Source organism: Vibrio sp. SCP2, assembly GCF_059295395.1.
This window is the reverse complement of record NZ_JCAFVV010000001.1, coordinates 55188-73273: the sequence shown is the minus strand read 5'-3', so window position 1 is coordinate 73273 and position 18086 is coordinate 55188. Positions and strand designations below refer to the sequence as shown.

Genomic DNA, 18086 nt, shown 5'->3' with positions numbered 1-18086 from the left:
TTATATTAGCTTTTTATATAACCTAGCTTAATTAGTAAGCCGAGATTGCTTTTATAATATGCAACTTATTAATTTTTCTCGGCTTTTCTAATTATGCCTAATCCTAATTAGAACGTAAAAGATAAATTCCCAGATAAACCAAATTCGTTGTCTCCCGCATAACTACCTGCTAGATCAACGCTGACCAAATCTCCCGGGCTTATCCCTACCCCTAAGGTAAATGAGTTGTCTAAGGTATCTTCGATATCCATTTCATACCCCGCCCTTAACTGCGCCCAGCCAAACGCATTACCTTCAACACCTAATCGAAGGAATTGTGTATCGTCGGCAAGTTCGGTGAAACGCTTTTGCTTAGTTAAGTCCCAGTCGATAGTCGTCGTAAAATACTCCATGGTGTACGCACCAGATACTGTGACTTGCGGGTTTAACTTATAGGTGCTAACACCTGCAATATCCAAAGTATCGATTTCTTTGGAAAACAGATCTTTAACCGCAAAGCCTAGGCGGTAATCATCAACGAACCAAATAGCCCCTAGGTCGAGGTTAAAAGTATTCTTTTTAGTTTCACTTTTATCATAGTCACTGACATCAAAGTCCTCGACCGAGATATTCTGCTTGTAAGTTTTCAACTGTTGATACTTGGGGCTGACGCCAATGGACACATCTTGACCTTGAATAGTAAAACGTTTCGCAAACGCAATTCCAAACTCAGTATAACCGAAGGCAATCATATCCACATTCGACGCTTCATAGCGCGTTTTAACGCTGGCTGGGGCGTCACCACCATTCGGAGCGATTTTCGGTGCTGCAATGACTTCAGCATAGCCTCGTGAGAAGACGTTGGCAGATACCACGTTAATTGGGAAGGCAACAGCAAGTGCAGCACCGCCCGTCACGGCTAAAGGTTTGTTATCAGAGAGTTGAGTGAGATAACCGTTAAGCTGCGCAGCTTGCGCCGGGTCCGTGCTACCACCACTTTCAAACGCTTTGATGGTATCTTGTAGATTATCGATAGTATCGATGTTTTCGTCAGTGTCTCTTAAGTTTGCTCCTATTGCAGGAACAAGAAGCCCAAAATCATCTTCATCTCGGTGTACAGAAACTAGCGCGGGGTTATAAAAAGGAGCAAGAACGTAGTCCGCACTTGTTACACCTGTATTACCCATCCCGTTACCGCGGCCATCTGGCACCACGGTTGCTGCATGGGCCCCGCCCGTTACAACTAAGGAACTAACCACTACTGATATTTTAATTAATTGATTCATATCCGTATCAACCTTTTTTATTACTCATAATCAAGGTTAATACAAATTCAGAAGTTTGTAGGCTTAGTAATCAGTTAGTTTCATATTAATCAAGAACAAAGTCTTGCTGATGAGTAATAAGTTGCTCTTTTTTGTGTTTAGGTAGGCGTTTGATCTGATATTCAAGTTTTGAGGCACTGCTGCGATCGGCTCCTGCGGGCTTGAACCATTCTAGCTTAAGCGGGCCTTTACCTTTAAGCGCTTTGGCCCCCGTTCCTTGTTGGTGCTGCTTAAAGCGGCGTTGAACGTCCGTCGTTATGCCGCAATAGAGCGCATTGTTGCGCATTCGAATCAAGTATACGTACCAATTCGAACACGCATCGAGCTCATTTGGCTCTTGTTCTGGCATTATTCAGTGAGCTGTTCAACAAGTGAGCGCAGCTCAGACAATTCAGTCTTAAGACTTGCTACTTCCTGTTCCAGTTCATCAAGTCGACTGCTGCTATTGCCCGCTGGTACTGGTGCTGCGCTCGCTAACGCTTCAATATCAACTTCACCGCTAAACAGATGCATGTAGCGAGATTCACGCTTACCCGCCTCACGAGGCAACTTAACCACTAGCGCCCCTTCTTCTCTCGACGCCATCTTCTCTAGCACAGACTCTAGCTCTTTGACATCAGAGAACTCTGCTAATCGGTTTGTTCGTGTTCGAAGCTCGCCTGGTGTTTGTGCTCCGCGCAGAAGTAGGCAGCACACGATGCCTTTTTCTTGCTTGCTTAGCTTAAGATCACCAAACTCTGTGTTGCAGAAACGGTGCTGGAACCTGTTCGCTCGACTGTTAAAGCCACTTTCATCACTAACAAGTCTACGAGCAATTAACGCATCGACAGCATCTTGCACTTCCGCGTCACTGAGCGACATTACCGGCTCGCGGTTGCTTTTTTGATTACATGCCGTCGTTAAGCTATTAAGTGTCAGGGGATAGTAGTCAGGCGTAGTGACTTCTTTCTCTATAAGACAGCCAATGACACGTGCCTCTACTGGGGATAGCTCGATATTCATGTTATTTCCTTATTCTTTCTTTTCAAACACTGCATTAGTGCTCAGCGAGGATGGGAACCTTTTTAATATTTCCGTTCTCATCGATCATCACTATTTTGCTTCGATTCAGCTCTACTTCGGTCACTTCTTGTCGAGTACGCTCTTTTTTATAAGCATTAACCAGCTTGCTTGCTCGTGGAGTCTGCTCTTCAGACTCACACTTAGGGATAACGATCTGCGACATTCGCATATTGGATTACATATAAGCTTCTAATGCTTGAATCATATCTCGAAGTTTCATTACTCTCAATTAGATGCAAACAGATTGGCGATAAAACCGTCAACGTACTGTAATGATTGATCTTAGGACTGTTCTCATGCGGTTTGTTGTGATTTAATCCTTGTTAGTTATTCGAAAATTAGGAAAGGGACCTATGAGTGGTGTATTTGAAATCGTGTCTCAAGCACGTCGTAAGAATAAGCTAAAGCGTGAGCTTATTGATAATGAAAAGAAAGTACGTGACAACCGTAAGCGTGTTGACCTACTAGAAAACCTGCTTGATTACATTAAAGCGGACATGAGCAACGAAGAAATCGTTGGCATCATTAAAAACATGAAAGCCGATTACGAAGATCGTGTCGATGACCACATCATCAAGAGCGCCGAAATTTCTAAAGAACGTCGCGACATTAGCCGCCGTATTCGCGAGCTAACTGAAGAAGACAAAGTGATTCAAGGTAAGAAGAAGTAAATTCTATTACTGCTCATAATCAAAGCCTACACTACTGTGTGGGCTTTATTTTTTCCGAATAATAGTTCGGCTGTTAACCAACATAATTGGTTATTATATTTCTGTAGGTAACGTAAAACGTTTGCGTAATCGCTAACCTTCTCCGTTCCTATTTTTGGGGCTTTCATCACACATTTAGCCCTGTTATATTTCACACCAGTTAATCATTTAGACCATTCGAGGCACGGAGCTTCCTCACTTATCTCAAGAAGAGAAGAATTGGTACCGACCGACGTCGGCAAAAATTATAGAGGGTCAAATTATGGATATGGTTGAAATTTTAGGTTACGCAGCGTCAATCATGGTTGCGATTTCACTAACAATGAAAGACATCGTTAGACTACGAGTATTGAACTTCATTGGTTGTGCACTATTCACTGCGTACGGTCTGATGATTGATGCGTGGCCTGTGGTTGTCACTAACGGCTTCATTGCATGCGTTAACGTTTACTTTCTTGCAAAAATGCAAAGCGAAAAAAAAAGCGAGCAAGTTAAAAGCGCCGCTTAATTAGCCACCGCAATTTTAAAACGCCCCAAATTAGCGTGCTAGTTTGGGGCGTTTTTATTATGTCGATTTATGAAAGTAGAGACCGAGTCGTTTCTGCCTCATCCAAGTATCTCAATCTTATCTGTGTAAAATCTTCAATGTTGTCTGTCAGCGCATCGACAAGGACAGGATCAAACAGCCTACCCTTGTTAGCTTGAATGTAGATCAGTACATCATCCAGTTCCCAAGCTGGTTTGTATGCTCGACGACTGAGCAGCGCATCGAAGACATCCGCAAGAGTGACGATTCGCGCTTCCAAAGGGATAGCATCGCTTTCAAGTGCATCCGGTAGACCCGCCCCGTTATAGTGCTCATGGTGGTGTCTAACGATATTCTTGATAAAACGAATCTCAGCATTAGAAATAGTTTCTTGCTCACAATGAGCCACAACGTCATCGATTATCTCTTCACCAAATAGAGTGTGACTATTCATGATCGCTCTTTCTTCGGCAGTATAGATCTTGTCACTGTATAAGATCTCATCTGGAATCATGTATTTACCAATATCGTGAAACGGTGCGTATAGCCGAATGCGATGGATAAATTGATGCGTTATCTCCTCCATGGTCTTGGAGAGAATTCGTGCCAGTAATTCGCTATACATGCCCATCCTAATTAGATGCTCTTTCGTTTCAGGATCACGCGCATGGCCAATTTTTAAAGCAAGTTTTAGGCTCGACTGAAAGTGTCGTTGACTCTCAAAAAGCTGAACAAAGAGGCTCGAAGTCACTTGAGATAGGAATGTAAAATCACGTGCAATATCTTGGCGTGAGAAAAAAGCATCTTCACTAGCATTAATGAAGATGAATCCGATCGTTTTGCCCTTAAACGATATTGGAAATGTATAACTGCTGCGATGGCCCAATCGAATCAGCTCTTGAATGCGCTCAGTTTGAAGCATCGAAGAGAGTTGATCGATAACCCGAACCGTAGCTTTTAAAGCCACACTGGTTAACGAAGAGCCTTCGGTCAGTCTATGCTCGGTAAAGTCGTAGCTTCCACTGTCTGAAAAACGATCTTTGACGTAGTAATTGGACACTTTGCTCTCTCCAATTAGAGCGATAGAGAACCGAGATAGCGAAGAATAAGCCTCTGAAGCGTGTATATAGATCGAGTCTAGCTTTGATGTAATCGTTGTGTTTTCACTGGCAATTTGGCTGATTAAAGAGAAATTAACCATGTAATTTCACATCCTTAGTATTCTAATTTTTTTGGAAACAACATCTCATAGTTGAGATAAACGTTATCAAATAGTTAACATTACGATAACCAGTAAAATCAGAAACTTAGAATTTCATCATAAAATTTGTGGTTTTTATATACTCTCTTTCATTTTACATTCGCCGCTTTGACCAGCTTTGCCTTATCAACATCGCATTGCCCTTTAAAAACGAAAACGCCACGATGATTAAGTCGTGGCGTTTGCGGCATTTAAATGGGCTCGGTTTAGTTATTCGCGACAATAAACAGCACTTCTACTCGGCGATTACAGGCTTTACCTGTTTTGGTTTTATTGGTGCACGCAGGGACATATTCACCATATCCGCGTGTAAAGATTGAGTCCATCGCGACATTGTTGCTCACCAGTTGCTGTTTAACGGCTGTTGCTCGCTTAATCGAGAGTTTGTCGTTGAACGTTGGCGCTCCAGTACTATCTGCGTGACCATCGATAACGATATCTATTCCTGGCTGTGTCGATAGATAACTACCCATCATATTCAACCAGTATTTAGAGTCAGGAGAAACATGCGAAGAGCCAGTGTTGAACTTAATGGTATCTTTCAGTTTGACCATCACATGGTTACCAGGAAGCAATTCATAATCAACACCGTTGCTAACAAGGAAGTTCTGTAGATCGCTATAGCTTTGTGTACGTTGCTGCCCCATCGGTCCTTTGACACCTGATGAAGCCAATACTGGTGCAGCTCCCCACTCTGGATAACGCACTTCAAAGTCTGACGTTGGCGCTGTATCCAGAAGGTCTCCTCCTAGCATAGTCATATCGTCTGGCAAACTGCCACACCCTGAGAGAGCTAGAATTAAAGGAAAGATTAAGTACTTCATTGATTCACCGTGAGTTCCATGCCGATACATAATCTATATCGGCAATCTCGCCGTTACTTTAGCCACTGCGATAACTTTTTTTCCTTTTATGGTCATTATAGTGAAATTCGTACACGCAATAATCAAAGTTCACGATTAGAAATAGTTTTACCCCTCAAAGCACTGTCACTTATGTTTCTCTTCTGGATAGGAACAAGTAGAATCAACAAACAAATCATTCAAGAGTCAACGCATTGAAGCACCAATCACGTTGTCTCGCGACTATTAGAGAAAATTATATGAAAAAAATTGCGTCGCTTTTAATGATCGCCGCTTCAGCATTGATCCTTGGTTGCTCTGAAAACTCTCAACCTGTCGAAGGAAAACAGTACGAGCAGCTGCCTGCCAATCTCTCTACTTTCCGACTTCCTCAAGTCACTGAAGTTTTCTCTCTAAATTGTGGCCACTGCCGTCATATGGAAAACGAAATACCTGAGATTGAAAAGCTCACTGGGCAAAGCATTGGCAAAGTTCACGTGACTTTCAATGAGAGCGCTCAAATTGGCGCGATGATTTACTACGCTGCCGAAATGCAACTAGGTAAAAAGCCAGACCACGACATGATGACAGAGATGTTTGCTGCCACTCAAATGGGCGATGGTGCAACACTTTCAGAAAAGAAAACGGCGCTAGACCTCGTTTTCCACAGTCGTGATCTAGTTAGCCCTTATGACTTCAACGAAGAGCAACAAAAGCAACTGTTCGCAGCGATGCAAATCGCGGATGATATTACAACCAAAGGTCAGATCAATGCGGTACCAACCTTTATCGTCAACGGTAAATATCAGATTATTACCAGTGGTCATCAAGATGCTGCGGGCATTGCTGAAACGATCAACTTCTTACTTACTCAACCTTAATTCAACGGATAGGATTTATGTCTAAATTTGTCTTCCCGATTATCATTTTCGTACTTGCGGGATTCTTCATTTATCGTACATACACAAACCACAAAGCTGGCGAGACAAACTTTGCTGCAGGCCAAGCTTTCTTGCTTGAAAATGAAAAGAAAGAAGGCGTGGTCATGACTGAAAGCGGCCTTCAGTATGAAGTGCTACATAAAGGCGAAGGCAGCGAGCGCCCTACCGCATCGAGCACAGTGAAAGTTCACTACCATGGTACATTATTGGACGGAACCGTATTTGATAGCTCAGTAGAGCGTGGTGAACCTATTAGCTTTAAGCTAAGCCAAGTGATCAAAGGCTGGCAAGAAGGTCTCACTTATATGTCTGTAGGTGATAAGTTCCGACTTTACATCCCTAGCACACTGGCTTATGGCAAGAACGGTACTGGGCCAATCCCACCAGCGGCTACCCTTATCTTTGATGTTGAGCTATTGGAAATCAAATAACTCAAATCTCAAAGTCTTAAGCCTGTAAAACAAAAAAAGCCAATCAAGGTTCGACTTGATTGGCTTTGTTCTTTTTAGTCAAATACTAAACCCGTTGTTCTTCTAGCAAGTGGCGCTTAATAAAATCAACATCTGCCTTATAAAAATCTTCCAGCGGAATCTCATCTGGTGACATCCAATGGAATTTTTGTTGTCGCTCTGTATCTAACGCCAGAGGCTCTTGTTGTTCATTGGCATTGAATATCGCGTAATAGATGCGACCACCAAAATCGTTAATCGCACTAAACGTAGCAGAGTGCTTCACGCTTTTCATTTGGGTCTCTTCGTATAGCTCTCGTACGGCTGCATCGGTACCTGATTCATTGTCATTAACCGCTCCACCAGGAAACTCGAAAACCATACCTTTTGTTGCTCGATAGCGCTCTTGAACCAGTACCTTGCCATTTTTACGTACGATAGCCATCGACAGGTGTTTCATATCTGACTCCTTTCTAATTATATTCTCGTAACATCCTCAACGAGTGATTAGTAGGGGGAATCGCTGTGGATGTTTAATGTCCGACTACTTTCGCGAAAATAGTAACTCAATAGCATAGAATTCACAGACGCAAACGATAAAAACATGATCTAGCAATAAAAAAACCAGCACATTATTCGTGTGCTGGCTTCATAAGTGGTGATTTAGCTAGGCTATTTATATTTGTCTTGAATGTATTTCTGGCTAACATCGACAACGGCAACATCTTTGAAAAAGCTGCGCCCAAGTAGTAATGGGAAGGTAAGATGCGTTCTATCCGCTAAAGTAAAATCGGTCTTGTCTTTCAGATCACCTAGTTGAACCCAAGCTTCTACAACAGCACGCTTATGTGAATCTTCGGAACTAGACTGTCGGACCTTAACCCAGCGTTTAACAGGGAGTGCAACTTCTTTGCTCTTAACGCCATCGTGTTCAATTTTAAACTTAACCCAGTCTTTACCATCACGTTCAAATGGAACAATATCTACAGCGCTAATAGAAGATGTGGTTGCGCCTGTATCTACACGCGCTTTGAAGCTTTCTTCTAAGCCAGGGACATAAACCCACTCTTCAGCACCTAACAAAAGCTTTCCGTCTTGGGTTTTCTTAGGTTGCTCTTTGACGACAGGAGGTTTTGGTTTCTCTTCAGGCTTAGCTGGTTTTTCAACCTCTTGTTTTGGCTCTTCAACCTTAGGTTTTTCGACCTCTTCCTTAGGTTGCTCAACTTGAGGTTTCTGTTCTGGCTCGACGGGCTGTTGTCCTGTGGTTGAACACGCCATCAAACCGCCACTTAAAAGAAATGGAATCAGTGTTTTCCACGTTTTATTCATTTGTTCACCTAACTCGACAAAACAGAAGTGCTCAAAATGGGGCTTAACGAGCCCCATTACACTTAAGAAACTTTAATTATCGCTTCGGCTACGTAAGGAATGTCCTTTTCAGTCAGGCCAGCGATATTGATTCGACCATCGCCTACCCCATAAATGCCATATTCTTCACGGAGTTGCGTCATCTGGTCTTGGCTAAAGCCTAGCACAGTAAACATACCTTTGTGACTTTCTATAAAGTCGAATTGTGAAGTATTGTGGTTATTTCTCAACTCATTACATAAAGTCTGGCGCAAGTTGACTAAACGTTGCTGCATTTCGCTTAATTCTTGTTTCCACACACCTGTCAGTTGGTCACTTTGCAAAATGGTCTTAACCAACGCTGCACCGTGGTCAGGTGGCATAGTGTAAGTTGCGCGTGCGAGCGTCAATAACTTACCTTTTGCGTTGTTCACATCACCTTGTGATTTGCCTACCACGATGGCAGCACCAGTTCGCTCACGGTATAAACCGAAGTTTTTAGAACAAGACGTGGTGATTAGCATTTCTTCTACGTTGTCCGCCATAAAACGCAGACCTTTAGCGTCTTCTTCTAATCCATCACCAAAGCCTTGATACGCGATATCAACAAACGGGATAAAACCATTTTTCTGAGAGAGCTCAGTGATCGCTTGCCACGCAGCAAAATCGATATCAGCGCCTGTCGGGTTGTGACAACAACCGTGGAGCAAGACAACATCTTCTGGCCCTGCTTGAGCAAGATCTGACATCATTTTGTCGACATCAACCTGCTTAGTTTCAGGGCTAAAGTAGCTGTAATGTTTTACTTTTAAGCCAGCGGCTTCCATAACCGGACGGTGGTTGACATAACTTGGATTAGAGATCCAGACCGTGGTATTAGGCTGAGCCACTTTCATCAAGTCACCAAGCATGCGCAGCGCGCCACTCGCTCCCGGTGTTTGAATTGCAGCCACACGAGCCATGGCTGAAGTGCCGTCAAGCAGCAGATTAACCATCGATTGGTTAAACTCTTCACAGCCTGCTAGGCCAACGTAAGATTTTGTTTTTTGCTCAGCGACAACGATATCTTGAGCTTGAGAAATTGCTCTCATCACTGGTGTTTCGCCAGCGCTGTTTTTGTATACCCCAATGCCAAGATCCACTTTTTCAGCTCGTGGGTCATTGCGGTATGCAACAGATAAAGAAAGAATAGGATCCAATGTAGGAGTCGGTAAATGAGAGAACATGAAAGTCACAACCCTTTGAAATTCAAGTAACGAACTTCAACTTACCATCTAATCGATAGATCTAGAAATAAAATTTCATCCTGTCAGAGCAAAACAGGATAAAAAACCAAACCAATTAACAATTATTTAACTTTTACATTTACAACAGAGAAATCTACTGGATGATTTTAACACTACAGCTTAAAGCTATGGATGATTTGGTTCGAGCTCCCACGCCACTCTAAGTTTAAGTCTCGTTTGTCTTGCTCATATTTGCCATCAATCAACGTATCAATGTACTGAGTAATTTCCCTTTGTTCGTCACTTAGCTCTGCAAGTGTATATCCCGTCCAAACCCAAATGTCTTTATCCGGGCATTCTTGTCGAACGCGTTTAACCAATTTTAGAATATGTGGCACATTTTCAGGATGAAGCGGATCGCCGCCTGATAGGGACAAGCCTCTACGCTTTATTCTTGTATCGTTGAGATCCGCAATGATTTGGTCTTCCGCCTCTTGGGTAAACAACACACCAGAATCTAATCGTTGCGTCGATTGGTTGTAACACCCTCGGCACTGGTGAATACAACCCGACACAAACAGCGTACATCGTGTTCCCGGTCCGTTAACGACGTCGATTGGATAATACTGGTGGTAGTTCATGATATCGCTCTTTAAATAAAATGAGCCCTAGCTAGGGCTCGATTAGCAGTCGCTACTTGCGAAAGATTACAGGTGCTTCACGCGTCGTTTGACTTCTTCTTGCTTGCCGAAGTTGAACGGTCTTGCATCTGGACTACCTAGGTAGCCACAAACACGTCGAGTAACCGAAACTTTGGTCGAATCGTGATTACCACAGCTTGGGCAGGTGAATCCTTTGCTCGTACAATCAAACTCGCCGTTGTAACCACACTCATAACACTCGTCGATCGGTGTATTGGTACCGTAGTAAGGAACGCGGCTGTAGCTGTAATCCCAAACGTTTTCTAGCGCTTCAATGTTACGCTGCATATTTGGAAACTCGCCGTAACAAATAAAGCCACCACTTGAGATGTACGGATACGGCATTTCAAAATCGATCTTATCGTATGGGTTAACCTTCTTCTCAACGTCAAGGTGGAAACTGTTTGTGTAATAACCCTTGTCTGTTACCCCTTTGATAACACCAAACTCTTTAGTATCAATTCGGCAGAATCGGCTACACAAGTTTTCACTTGGCGTTCCGTATAGGCTATAGCCGTAACCTGATTCCTCCGCCCATTGATTCACTTTGTCTTTAAGATACTTAACCACATCGATCGCTTTCTGACGCAATGCGGAATCATCGTAAACGTGCGTCTCATCGCCAAACAGAGCATTAATGGTTTCATGGATACCAATGTAACCGAGTGAGATTGAAGCACGACCATTCTTAAAGATATTCGCAATTGGCTCATCCGCTTTTAGGCGAACGCCACAAGCGCCTTCCATATAAAGAATTGGAGCTACACGTGCTTTAACATTTTCAAGACGAGAAATTCGCGTCTCTAGCGCGCGGCGAGCAAGGTCTAAACGCTCATCAAGCAACTTGTAAAACTGTTTTTCGTCGCGGTTTGCTGCAATTGCAATCCTAGGTAAGTTCAAACTCACAACACCCAGGTTGTTACGACCTTCGTGGATAAGCTCACCATTTTCTTCGTATGTGCCCAAGAAACTACGACAACCCATAGGCGTTTTAAATGACCCGGTGATTTCAACCACTTTGTCGTAATTAAGAATATCTGGGTACATGCGCTTAGAAGCACATTCAAGCGCAAGCTGCTTAATGTCGTAATTCGGATCTTCTGACTTGTGGTTCAAGCCATCCTTGATGCCAAATACCAGTTTTGGGAACACCGCTGTTTTGCGGTTTTTACCTAGACCGGCAATACGATTCTTCAGAATCGATTGTTGAATAAGTCGCGAAGCCCAGCTTGTACCAAGACCAAAACCAAAAGTGACAAATGGGGTTTGACCGTTTGCTGTGTGAAGTGTGTTTACTTCGTATTCTAGAGACTGAAATGCGTCATAACACTCTTTCTCAGTGCGAGCCGTTGCAAAGGCTTCAGGGTTAGGAATATCCCACTCTTTAGCAATTTCTAAATGCTTGTGATAGCTCGTCATCACGTATGGCTCAAGAACTTCATCAATACGGTTGATCGTCGTACCACCGTAAATATGACTCGCGACTTGGGCAATAATCTGCGCAGTAACCGCTGTCGCTGTAGAGATTGATTTTGGCGTATCAATCTCGGCATTACCCATCTTAAAACCGTGAGTAAGCATGCCTTTAAGGTCAATCAGCATACAGTTAAACATTGGGAAGAACGGCGCGTAGTCTAAATCGTGGTAGTGAATATCACCCATTTCATGAGCTTGAACGATATCACGCGGTAAAATGTGGGTCTTCGCGTAGTGCTTCGCAACAATGCCTGCCAATAAATCGCGCTGAGTAGGAATAACCTTACCGTCTTTGTTGGCGTTTTCGTTAATTAAGTCAACATTGCTTTCTTCGATTAAGCCTTCAATCTCGCGAGTCAACGCACTTTGCTTTTCGCGCGCAATATCACGGTCATGTCGGTATTCAATATAAGCGCGAGCAAGAGACTTGTATGGTCCTTGCATTAACTCATTTTCTACTCGGGTTTGGATGTCATTGATGTGTACTTCATCGTGATCTTTTAGCTGAAGCTCCACCGCAAGTGCTACATTCAGTGCATAAATTGCGATTTCTTTATCAACGTGCTCTGCTGCTGATTCCACTGCAGCTTGAATACGATCCCTGCTAAACGGAGCTCTTGAGCCATCACGCTTGATTACGATAGGTTTCACCTTTTCTCCTTACCCCAGCATACCCACAGACTTATCCACAAACACACTATATAGGGCGATTTATTTTTCGACTGACACTATATGTTGTGGCGTATTTAACGAGATGACACAGGAGAAAGTATTGATTTTGATCAATAAAATTAGACCCTCGCTCAAGATCAAATCGATCTTAGTGGCACTGATCTCAGTTGCAAAGAAAATGATGAAAATTAGAAAAATGCAACAAATCCTACTTGCATTTTTGGGATGTCTTGTAGCATAAAGGCTGCAATATATTTCATTGAGTTAAGCCTATGCTACCCCCTAAAAAGTGGTCACTTTTTGTTTCTCTGTTATGTTTGCTCTCTTTCTACTCTAGTGCCAACGACACCATTTATACGACTTGGAATATCGAGTGGTTGAGCGACACACCTTCTGAGCAGTTTTCTTCATCACAGCGAAACGAAGATGACTACCTCGCTTTGAGCCGTCATTTTGATTCTATTGCCCCTAAAGTTCTTGCCTTTCAAGAGGTCAATGACCCTGTCGCGTTAGAGCGCGTTATTGGCTCAGACTATCAATTGTTTTTTTCGCAAAGAAGCTTACCGAGTAATAGAAAGCATCAGTTTGACGAGATTAATCAATACACAGGGTTTGCGGTAAAGAAAGGAATAAACGTTTCTAATCGCGAAGATATCCGTCTCGATAGCAATAGCAGCAGTAAACTAAGATTTGCGACTTATATTGTGCTAAACCCAAACAGTGCTCATTCAGTCCATGCTTTGTCTGTCCATTTGAAAGCACGTTGCTCTGGTGCCTACCGCAATAGCCGTGATTGTAAAACGCTAAAAGAACAAGGCAAAAACCTAAATCTTTGGATTAAAGAGCGAGAATCGAATGGTGAGTCTTACGTTATATTGGGCGATTTTAACCATAACCTCAGTTACCAAGGCGACTGGCTATGGAAAGAAATGACCCAAGGCACCTCTGCTCGCCTCGCATCAAAACAGACCAAGGCTGAGTGCAAAGTGAAATCGCGTAACAGCCCAAAAAGGACTCACCAATTCAGGTCATTGATTGATCATATCGTTGTTAGCGAAGCACTCACGACAACAAAACCTGAGCAAAACGTTTTTCCAGTGTCAGACGTCCTCGATTATACACTGAGCGATCACTGCCCATTGAGCATGCAAGTACATTAGGGGTCTTTTATCTTTCGTGGTTAAATATCACTCGGATTGAGTACCACGATATCGCCCGCCTTAAGGCCTTTGCGTACACGGAAATCTTCACCTAGTTGAACTAACCGTGTATGCACCTCACCACCTTGAACGACTTTGACATAATCCAGTTGCCCTACCTGATAGATGGCCTCTAACGGCACGCGTACGACTTGCTGCGTGCCTAGCTCGACTGACACTCGCGCAAAGTTACCCGGGTATACTTTTTTCTCGGTTTCAAACGCTAATTTAATGAGATAGCTACGAGAGCCAGCGTCTGCTGACGGTGTAATTTCACTCACAGTAGAATCTATGATGATGCCATTAGTGGGTAAATCTAGTGCCAGTGTTTTACCCAGCTCGACATGAGGTAAGACAGATTCTGCAATATCTGCCTCTACGACAAGAGATTGCGGGTTATACATAGATAACAAGGCGGAGCCCGGTGTCGCAGTGTCCCCTTGATGCGCCGTTTTCTGAGTAATGATGCCATCAAAAGGAGCAGTAATAACGCTATAGCCAAAAGTGGTTTCTGCTTCGGTGACAGCCGCTTTAGCTTGCATTAACGCTGCTTGAGAGGTTTGTAGATGATTCTCTGCTTGGTCATATTGAGACTGAGGCACAAGCTTTCTGCTTAGGAGTTCCTTAACGCGTTGATACTCTTTTCTCGCATTGTTTAACGTTGATTGGGCAGAGACAAGCGCTTGCTCTGTCTGTTCTACCTTAGCATCAAGATCCCCGCTCTCTAGGCGTATCAGAATATCCCCCTGCTTTACCTGATCACCTACACTCACAATAACTTCGGCGACGGTGGCGGTTAACCTTGAGGCAACCGTCGCTTTTTGCTTAGCAACCACACGCCCTGAAAACTCTCTTTTTATCGTTTCTTCACTTGCGACAAGCTTAGCGGTATCAAAGCTCGGAGCGCTCATCATACGAACTTGGCGCTCTACAGGCAGTTTTGGTGTAAACACTCCCGCCATATACAAAAACAGAACAGCTAAACCGCTAAACAGCAATCCACCAAGCAGCCATGTTTTCTTATTCATTGTCGTCTCTCCTGCTTTCTCGGTGTTTTGTTTCTTTGTTATGTATCGGCATACCATGTCCTTCAACTCGCTCATACGCGAGGTTATAAACGACTGGAATCACAATTAAAGTGAAGATGGTTGAGGCTGCGATCCCGAAAATGATCGCCCACGCTAAGCCGTTAAAGATTGGGTCTAGCGTGATAATGACATTCCCCAACAGCGTTGTTCCTGCAGTGAGCAGTATCGGCCTCATTCTTACGGCACCAGACTGGATTAGTGCCTTGTGTAGTGACTCCCCACTGGCAAGAGATTGCTGAATAAACTCAATCAAAACCAGTGAGTTGCGGACCACAATACCCGCGAGAGCAATCATACCAATCATGGCAGTCGCAGTGAACAACGCAGGGTTTGGATAACCGTTAATCTCTTGACTCATGCTGTTAAGCAGCCAAAAGCCGGGCATGATACCAATAACGGTTAAAGGTATTGCAAGCATGATGATCCCAGCAACCGCAGGTAGGCTTGTTTGAATCAGCATAACAATAAACACACCAAATAGCGCCGCGCCATAGGCAATCCCTAAGTCTCGAAACACATCAACGGTAATTTTCCACTCGCCTTCGCCGCTCCACACTACGTCGATATCTTCGTTAACCTGCCAAGGTTTACCAGAACCGTTGTTTAGGTAACTACGTTCGTTCCATTCAACCCAGTTGTTTTCATGCGCCCTATTTTGGTCAGCTATGACATCAGCAATGATTTCGCCGGGCACTCGACCCGCAGTTTCTGCGTACACATAAACAACAGGTTTTAGGTTCTTATGATAAATCGGCGTATGTACAATGCGTTTTTCAAACCGCCCTATCTCTCCTAACTGTACCAATGGTTGCGGCGCGTCAACCTGCGAGCCATTGTTGAGCGTCTTCACTACACCCGCTTGTCCCCTAACATAAAGGCGTAGCAGGCTATCAAGATCATCCCTTTGGTCCCGAGGCAAACGAATTTCTACCGCCAGTGGGTTTACTTCTCTATTAGAGCCCAACTGACCAATCACATAACCGTTATTTGCCGCCGCTATTGTCTCGTTGACTTCTTGTATCGACACACCAGACAAGGCGGCTTTTTCTTGGTCGACGATAAATTGCCAAGCTTCTAGATGCTCATCAATGCTAGTATCAACTTCTGTGACAAAAGGCACTATAGAAAGGCGCTCAGCAACACGCTGTGCCTCCACAATTAGCTCTTGGTAAGAGGTATGATCTTCACCATAAACTTCCGCGGTAATTGTTGCTATAACTGGCGGCCCAGGGGGAACTTCGACAAGCTGAATTGATGCATCAAAACGATGAGCAATCTGTTCTAAATCACTGCGAAGTCGAGTCACTATTTCATGTGACTGCATGGAACGTTGGTCTTTTTCGGCCAGAACAATACGTAGATCGCCCTGATACGGTTGGTTACGCATAAAGTAATGCCTCACCATACCGTTGAAGTCCATTGGCGAAGCGATACCCGCAAAGCCAGATACCGACTCCACTTCAGGTACAGTCACTAAATAGTCAGAAAAAACACGCAGCGTATTAGAGGTATCAACAAAGCTAGAGGATTCAGGCATGTTTAACACCAACTGAAATTCGTTTTTGTTGTCGTAGGGTAAAAGCTTAAGTGGTACAAGTCGCATTGCCGGTAAAAGTGCCGCAGCAATAAACAAGCCCGCGACAATCGTCAGAAAAAGCCACGCTTTTTTACGGCTTTTAAGCAGTGGTGTCAGCAAACGTGCATAACCCTGATAGAGCGTTGATGACTCGAAATCATACTGACCTGACGAAGCGGCTCCTTTGAGGATCTTCTTAGCAAGCCAAGGTGTGACAAAAAACGCCACTAACGTACTCACTACAACGCTCACAGGTACATTAAAAGCTAATGGTGCCATATAAGGCCCCATCATCCCTGTAATAAAGAACATTGGCGTAAATACAATGACGATAGCAACCGTCGACATTATCAGCGCGCTACGTATTTCTCCCATCGCAAGTACAATAGCCTTTGCGCGAGGCAGATTTTTGCGCTTCAAATATCGTTCGATATTGTCGATACTGGCTATGGGGTCATCCACAATCAAACCCAAAGCCAGAATCAGCGCAAACAAGGTAACTCGATTGATCGTGTAACCAAACAGTAAGTCGAGCCCTAATGCCGCGCCGTAACTCAATGGAATCGCAATACCGACGACTAGCGCACTTCGCCAGTTTAAAAACAGGCCGACAAACACAACGACCGTCAGCACTGAAATGGCTAAACTTGAAACTAGATTGGAAACCTTGTCATCCGATGTTTTACCGTAATTTCTGATGATGTCGACTTTGACCGAAGACGGAAACTGATTTTGTTGCAACGCATAAAGCTTCTCAACAGTTTGACTCGCTACATCTACCGCATTCGCCCCTTTTTGTTTAGCGACTGAAATGAACACCGCCGGATGTTCCACTTTGTGTTTTGCATCGATATACCAAGTGTCATTGGAAGGCTCCGCTGCGCGCTCAATTACCTTTGCGACATCACGAAAAAACACCGGTTTGTTATTGACGACGGCGACAACCAGATCTCCGACCTCCTGAGCACTTGAAAGCAGTCGACCCGACTCTATGAGATACCGATTCCCATCGACCTGAATCGAGCCCGCTTGCTGTTTATTGTGGCTAACGTCAAATGCAAAGTTTAAATCCCTTAAGGTGATTCCAAAGCTTTCCATCGCAACTGAGTCTAACTCGACACTAACGAGCTTAGATTCCCCACCGACTACTTGAACGCCATTTGTTGATGGTATTGACTTGATGCCAAGTGTTGCTTGATCAGCAATGCGCTTGAGATCGTGTCTATCTACCTGTTTAGGGTCGGTGGAATAAAGCGCCGCAACTACGATAGGCACATCATCTATTTCGACGGGCTTTACGAGCCAGCGAGTGACGGTAGGAGGAACATGATCTTGATTGGAGTAAAGTTTGTTATATAGCTTAACAAGCGCATCTTCACGCGGTTCGCCGACAAAGAATCGAACAATAACCTGTGCGGCGCCATCTGATGAAGAAGAGTAAACGTACTCAACGCCATCAATTTGGCTGAGCAATTTTTCGAGTGGCTCGGTCACCTGTCTTTCAACTTGTTGTGCACTTAAACCTGGCGCTTCAATCAGCACATCCGCCATTGGCACTACAATTTGAGGATCTTCTTCTTTAGGAGTCAGCCATAGAGACACCGCACCAACTGCTAATAAAAAAACAATGATAATGGGCGGAAAGAAGCTGTTCATTATCGAATGAACGACACCATCCTTGGTCGAACTTCTATTCATTCTGTTCT

General features: G+C 43.9%; 18 protein-coding genes. 5 read left to right on the top strand and 13 right to left on the bottom strand.

Annotated features, from left to right (window positions below; translation table 11 throughout):
* Positions 1-107 precede the first annotated feature (107 nt).
* From AC5O63_RS00440 to AC5O63_RS00425, 4 genes are all read right to left on the bottom strand, one after another.
* On the bottom strand, positions 108-1265 hold the full coding sequence (locus AC5O63_RS00440; protein WP_494503495.1) for a conjugal transfer protein TraF: 1158 nt from the start codon (positions 1263-1265) through the stop codon (positions 108-110).
* Positions 1266-1350: 85 nt separating this feature from the next.
* Complete coding sequence (locus AC5O63_RS00435; protein ID WP_494503494.1) at positions 1351-1653, bottom strand: GIY-YIG nuclease family protein; 303 nt, start codon at positions 1651-1653, stop codon at positions 1351-1353.
* Entirely contained in the window at positions 1653-2306 is a 654-nt protein-coding gene (locus AC5O63_RS00430; protein ID WP_494503493.1) for a YceH family protein, read from the bottom strand. The genes AC5O63_RS00435 and AC5O63_RS00430 overlap by 1 nt, the downstream gene beginning before the upstream one ends.
* Positions 2307-2340: 34 nt before the next feature.
* A complete protein-coding gene (locus tag AC5O63_RS00425; protein ID WP_004743725.1) occupies positions 2341-2535 on the bottom strand; it encodes a hypothetical protein in 195 nt (64 codons plus the stop codon).
* A 184-nt stretch (positions 2536-2719) separates the two neighbouring features.
* Here AC5O63_RS00425 and AC5O63_RS00420 point away from each other — a divergent pair, with 184 nt between their 5' ends.
* Positions 2720-3037 (top strand): DUF496 family protein, encoded by a 318-nt coding sequence (locus AC5O63_RS00420; RefSeq protein WP_004743727.1) that lies wholly within the window; start codon positions 2720-2722, stop codon positions 3035-3037.
* Positions 3038-3338: 301 nt separating this feature from the next.
* Entirely contained in the window at positions 3339-3584 is a 246-nt protein-coding gene (locus AC5O63_RS00415; RefSeq protein ID WP_004749658.1) for a YgjV family protein, read from the top strand.
* A gap of 67 nt (positions 3585-3651) precedes the next feature.
* On the opposite strand, the gene AC5O63_RS00410 is transcribed toward AC5O63_RS00415, so the two are convergent.
* Together AC5O63_RS00410 and AC5O63_RS00405 are read right to left on the bottom strand one after the other, a co-directional pair.
* The gene (locus AC5O63_RS00410) at positions 3652-4803 is read right to left on the bottom strand and encodes an HD-GYP domain-containing protein (protein WP_494503492.1); all 1152 of its coding nucleotides are present in this window, start codon (positions 4801-4803) and stop codon (positions 3652-3654) included.
* Positions 4804-5069: 266 nt separating this feature from the next.
* The gene (locus tag AC5O63_RS00405; protein ID WP_004743731.1) at positions 5070-5687 is read right to left on the bottom strand and encodes an OmpA family protein; all 618 of its coding nucleotides are present in this window, start codon (positions 5685-5687) and stop codon (positions 5070-5072) included.
* Between the two features lie 278 nt (positions 5688-5965).
* On the opposite strand from AC5O63_RS00405, the gene AC5O63_RS00400 reads away from it, so the two are divergent.
* Positions 5966-6586 carry a thiol:disulfide interchange protein DsbA/DsbL gene (locus AC5O63_RS00400; protein WP_494503491.1) on the top strand — a complete coding sequence of 207 codons (621 nt, stop codon included), beginning with the start codon at positions 5966-5968 and terminating at the stop codon, positions 6584-6586.
* A 17-nt stretch (positions 6587-6603) separates the two neighbouring features.
* Entirely contained in the window at positions 6604-7077 is a 474-nt protein-coding gene (gene bamJ, locus AC5O63_RS00395; protein ID WP_494503490.1) for a BamJ family beta-barrel-assembly machinery protein, read from the top strand.
* An 85-nt stretch (positions 7078-7162) separates the two neighbouring features.
* On the opposite strand, the gene AC5O63_RS00390 is transcribed toward bamJ, so the two are convergent.
* The 5 genes from AC5O63_RS00390 to nrdD all read right to left on the bottom strand — a co-directional run bounded on the left by AC5O63_RS00390 (position 7163) and on the right by nrdD (position 12496).
* Positions 7163-7555 carry an NUDIX hydrolase gene (locus AC5O63_RS00390; RefSeq protein ID WP_494503489.1) on the bottom strand — a complete coding sequence of 131 codons (393 nt, stop codon included), beginning with the start codon at positions 7553-7555 and terminating at the stop codon, positions 7163-7165.
* 212 nt (positions 7556-7767) lie between these two features.
* On the bottom strand, positions 7768-8424 hold the full coding sequence (locus AC5O63_RS00385; RefSeq protein ID WP_494503488.1) for an ATP-dependent zinc protease family protein: 657 nt from the start codon (positions 8422-8424) through the stop codon (positions 7768-7770).
* A gap of 62 nt (positions 8425-8486) precedes the next feature.
* A complete protein-coding gene (locus AC5O63_RS00380) occupies positions 8487-9668 on the bottom strand; it encodes an amino acid aminotransferase (RefSeq protein ID WP_239855670.1) in 1182 nt (393 codons plus the stop codon).
* Between the two features lie 173 nt (positions 9669-9841).
* The gene (nrdG, locus tag AC5O63_RS00375; protein ID WP_494503487.1) at positions 9842-10309 is read right to left on the bottom strand and encodes an anaerobic ribonucleoside-triphosphate reductase-activating protein; all 468 of its coding nucleotides are present in this window, start codon (positions 10307-10309) and stop codon (positions 9842-9844) included.
* A gap of 66 nt (positions 10310-10375) precedes the next feature.
* Positions 10376-12496 (bottom strand): anaerobic ribonucleoside-triphosphate reductase, encoded by a 2121-nt coding sequence (gene nrdD / locus AC5O63_RS00370; RefSeq protein WP_494503486.1) that lies wholly within the window; start codon positions 12494-12496, stop codon positions 10376-10378.
* Positions 12497-12789: 293 nt separating this feature from the next.
* On the opposite strand from nrdD, the gene AC5O63_RS00365 reads away from it, so the two are divergent.
* Positions 12790-13677 carry an endonuclease/exonuclease/phosphatase family protein gene (locus AC5O63_RS00365; RefSeq protein ID WP_494503485.1) on the top strand — a complete coding sequence of 296 codons (888 nt, stop codon included), beginning with the start codon at positions 12790-12792 and terminating at the stop codon, positions 13675-13677.
* A 20-nt stretch (positions 13678-13697) separates the two neighbouring features.
* On the opposite strand, the gene AC5O63_RS00360 is transcribed toward AC5O63_RS00365, so the two are convergent.
* Both AC5O63_RS00360 and AC5O63_RS00355 read right to left on the bottom strand, forming a co-directional pair.
* Positions 13698-14744, bottom strand: a complete 1047-nt coding sequence (locus tag AC5O63_RS00360; RefSeq protein WP_494503484.1) for an efflux RND transporter periplasmic adaptor subunit — start codon at positions 14742-14744, stop codon at positions 13698-13700.
* Positions 14737-18078, bottom strand: a complete 3342-nt coding sequence (locus AC5O63_RS00355) for an efflux RND transporter permease subunit (protein WP_494503483.1) — start codon at positions 18076-18078, stop codon at positions 14737-14739. The genes AC5O63_RS00360 and AC5O63_RS00355 overlap by 8 nt, the downstream gene beginning before the upstream one ends.
* Between the last annotated feature and the right edge of the window lie 8 nt (positions 18079-18086).

Excerpts from the sequence above, each read along its gene's own strand:
- AC5O63_RS00440 (WP_494503495.1), bottom strand. The coding sequence starts at position 1,265 with ATGAATCAATTAATTAAAATATCAGTAGTGGTTAGTTCCTTAGTTGTA.
- AC5O63_RS00435 (WP_494503494.1), bottom strand. The coding sequence starts at position 1,653 with ATGCCAGAACAAGAGCCAAATGAGCTCGATGCGTGTTCGAATTGGTAC.
- AC5O63_RS00430 (WP_494503493.1), bottom strand. The coding sequence starts at position 2,306 with ATGAATATCGAGCTATCCCCAGTAGAGGCACGTGTCATTGGCTGTCTT.
- AC5O63_RS00425 (WP_004743725.1), bottom strand. The coding sequence starts at position 2,535 with ATGCGAATGTCGCAGATCGTTATCCCTAAGTGTGAGTCTGAAGAGCAG.
- AC5O63_RS00420 (WP_004743727.1), top strand. The coding sequence starts at position 2,720 with ATGAGTGGTGTATTTGAAATCGTGTCTCAAGCACGTCGTAAGAATAAG.
- AC5O63_RS00415 (WP_004749658.1), top strand. The coding sequence starts at position 3,339 with ATGGATATGGTTGAAATTTTAGGTTACGCAGCGTCAATCATGGTTGCG.
- AC5O63_RS00410 (WP_494503492.1), bottom strand. The coding sequence starts at position 4,803 with ATGGTTAATTTCTCTTTAATCAGCCAAATTGCCAGTGAAAACACAACG.
- AC5O63_RS00405 (WP_004743731.1), bottom strand. The coding sequence starts at position 5,687 with ATGAAGTACTTAATCTTTCCTTTAATTCTAGCTCTCTCAGGGTGTGGC.
- AC5O63_RS00400 (WP_494503491.1), top strand. The coding sequence starts at position 5,966 with ATGAAAAAAATTGCGTCGCTTTTAATGATCGCCGCTTCAGCATTGATC.
- bamJ (WP_494503490.1), top strand. The coding sequence starts at position 6,604 with ATGTCTAAATTTGTCTTCCCGATTATCATTTTCGTACTTGCGGGATTC.
- AC5O63_RS00390 (WP_494503489.1), bottom strand. The coding sequence starts at position 7,555 with ATGAAACACCTGTCGATGGCTATCGTACGTAAAAATGGCAAGGTACTG.
- AC5O63_RS00385 (WP_494503488.1), bottom strand. The coding sequence starts at position 8,424 with ATGAATAAAACGTGGAAAACACTGATTCCATTTCTTTTAAGTGGCGGT.
- AC5O63_RS00380 (WP_239855670.1), bottom strand. The coding sequence starts at position 9,668 with ATGTTCTCTCATTTACCGACTCCTACATTGGATCCTATTCTTTCTTTA.
- nrdG (WP_494503487.1), bottom strand. The coding sequence starts at position 10,309 with ATGAACTACCACCAGTATTATCCAATCGACGTCGTTAACGGACCGGGA.
- AC5O63_RS00365 (WP_494503485.1), top strand. The coding sequence starts at position 12,790 with ATGCTACCCCCTAAAAAGTGGTCACTTTTTGTTTCTCTGTTATGTTTG.
- AC5O63_RS00360 (WP_494503484.1), bottom strand. The coding sequence starts at position 14,744 with ATGAATAAGAAAACATGGCTGCTTGGTGGATTGCTGTTTAGCGGTTTA.
- AC5O63_RS00355 (WP_494503483.1), bottom strand. The coding sequence starts at position 18,078 with ATGAATAGAAGTTCGACCAAGGATGGTGTCGTTCATTCGATAATGAAC.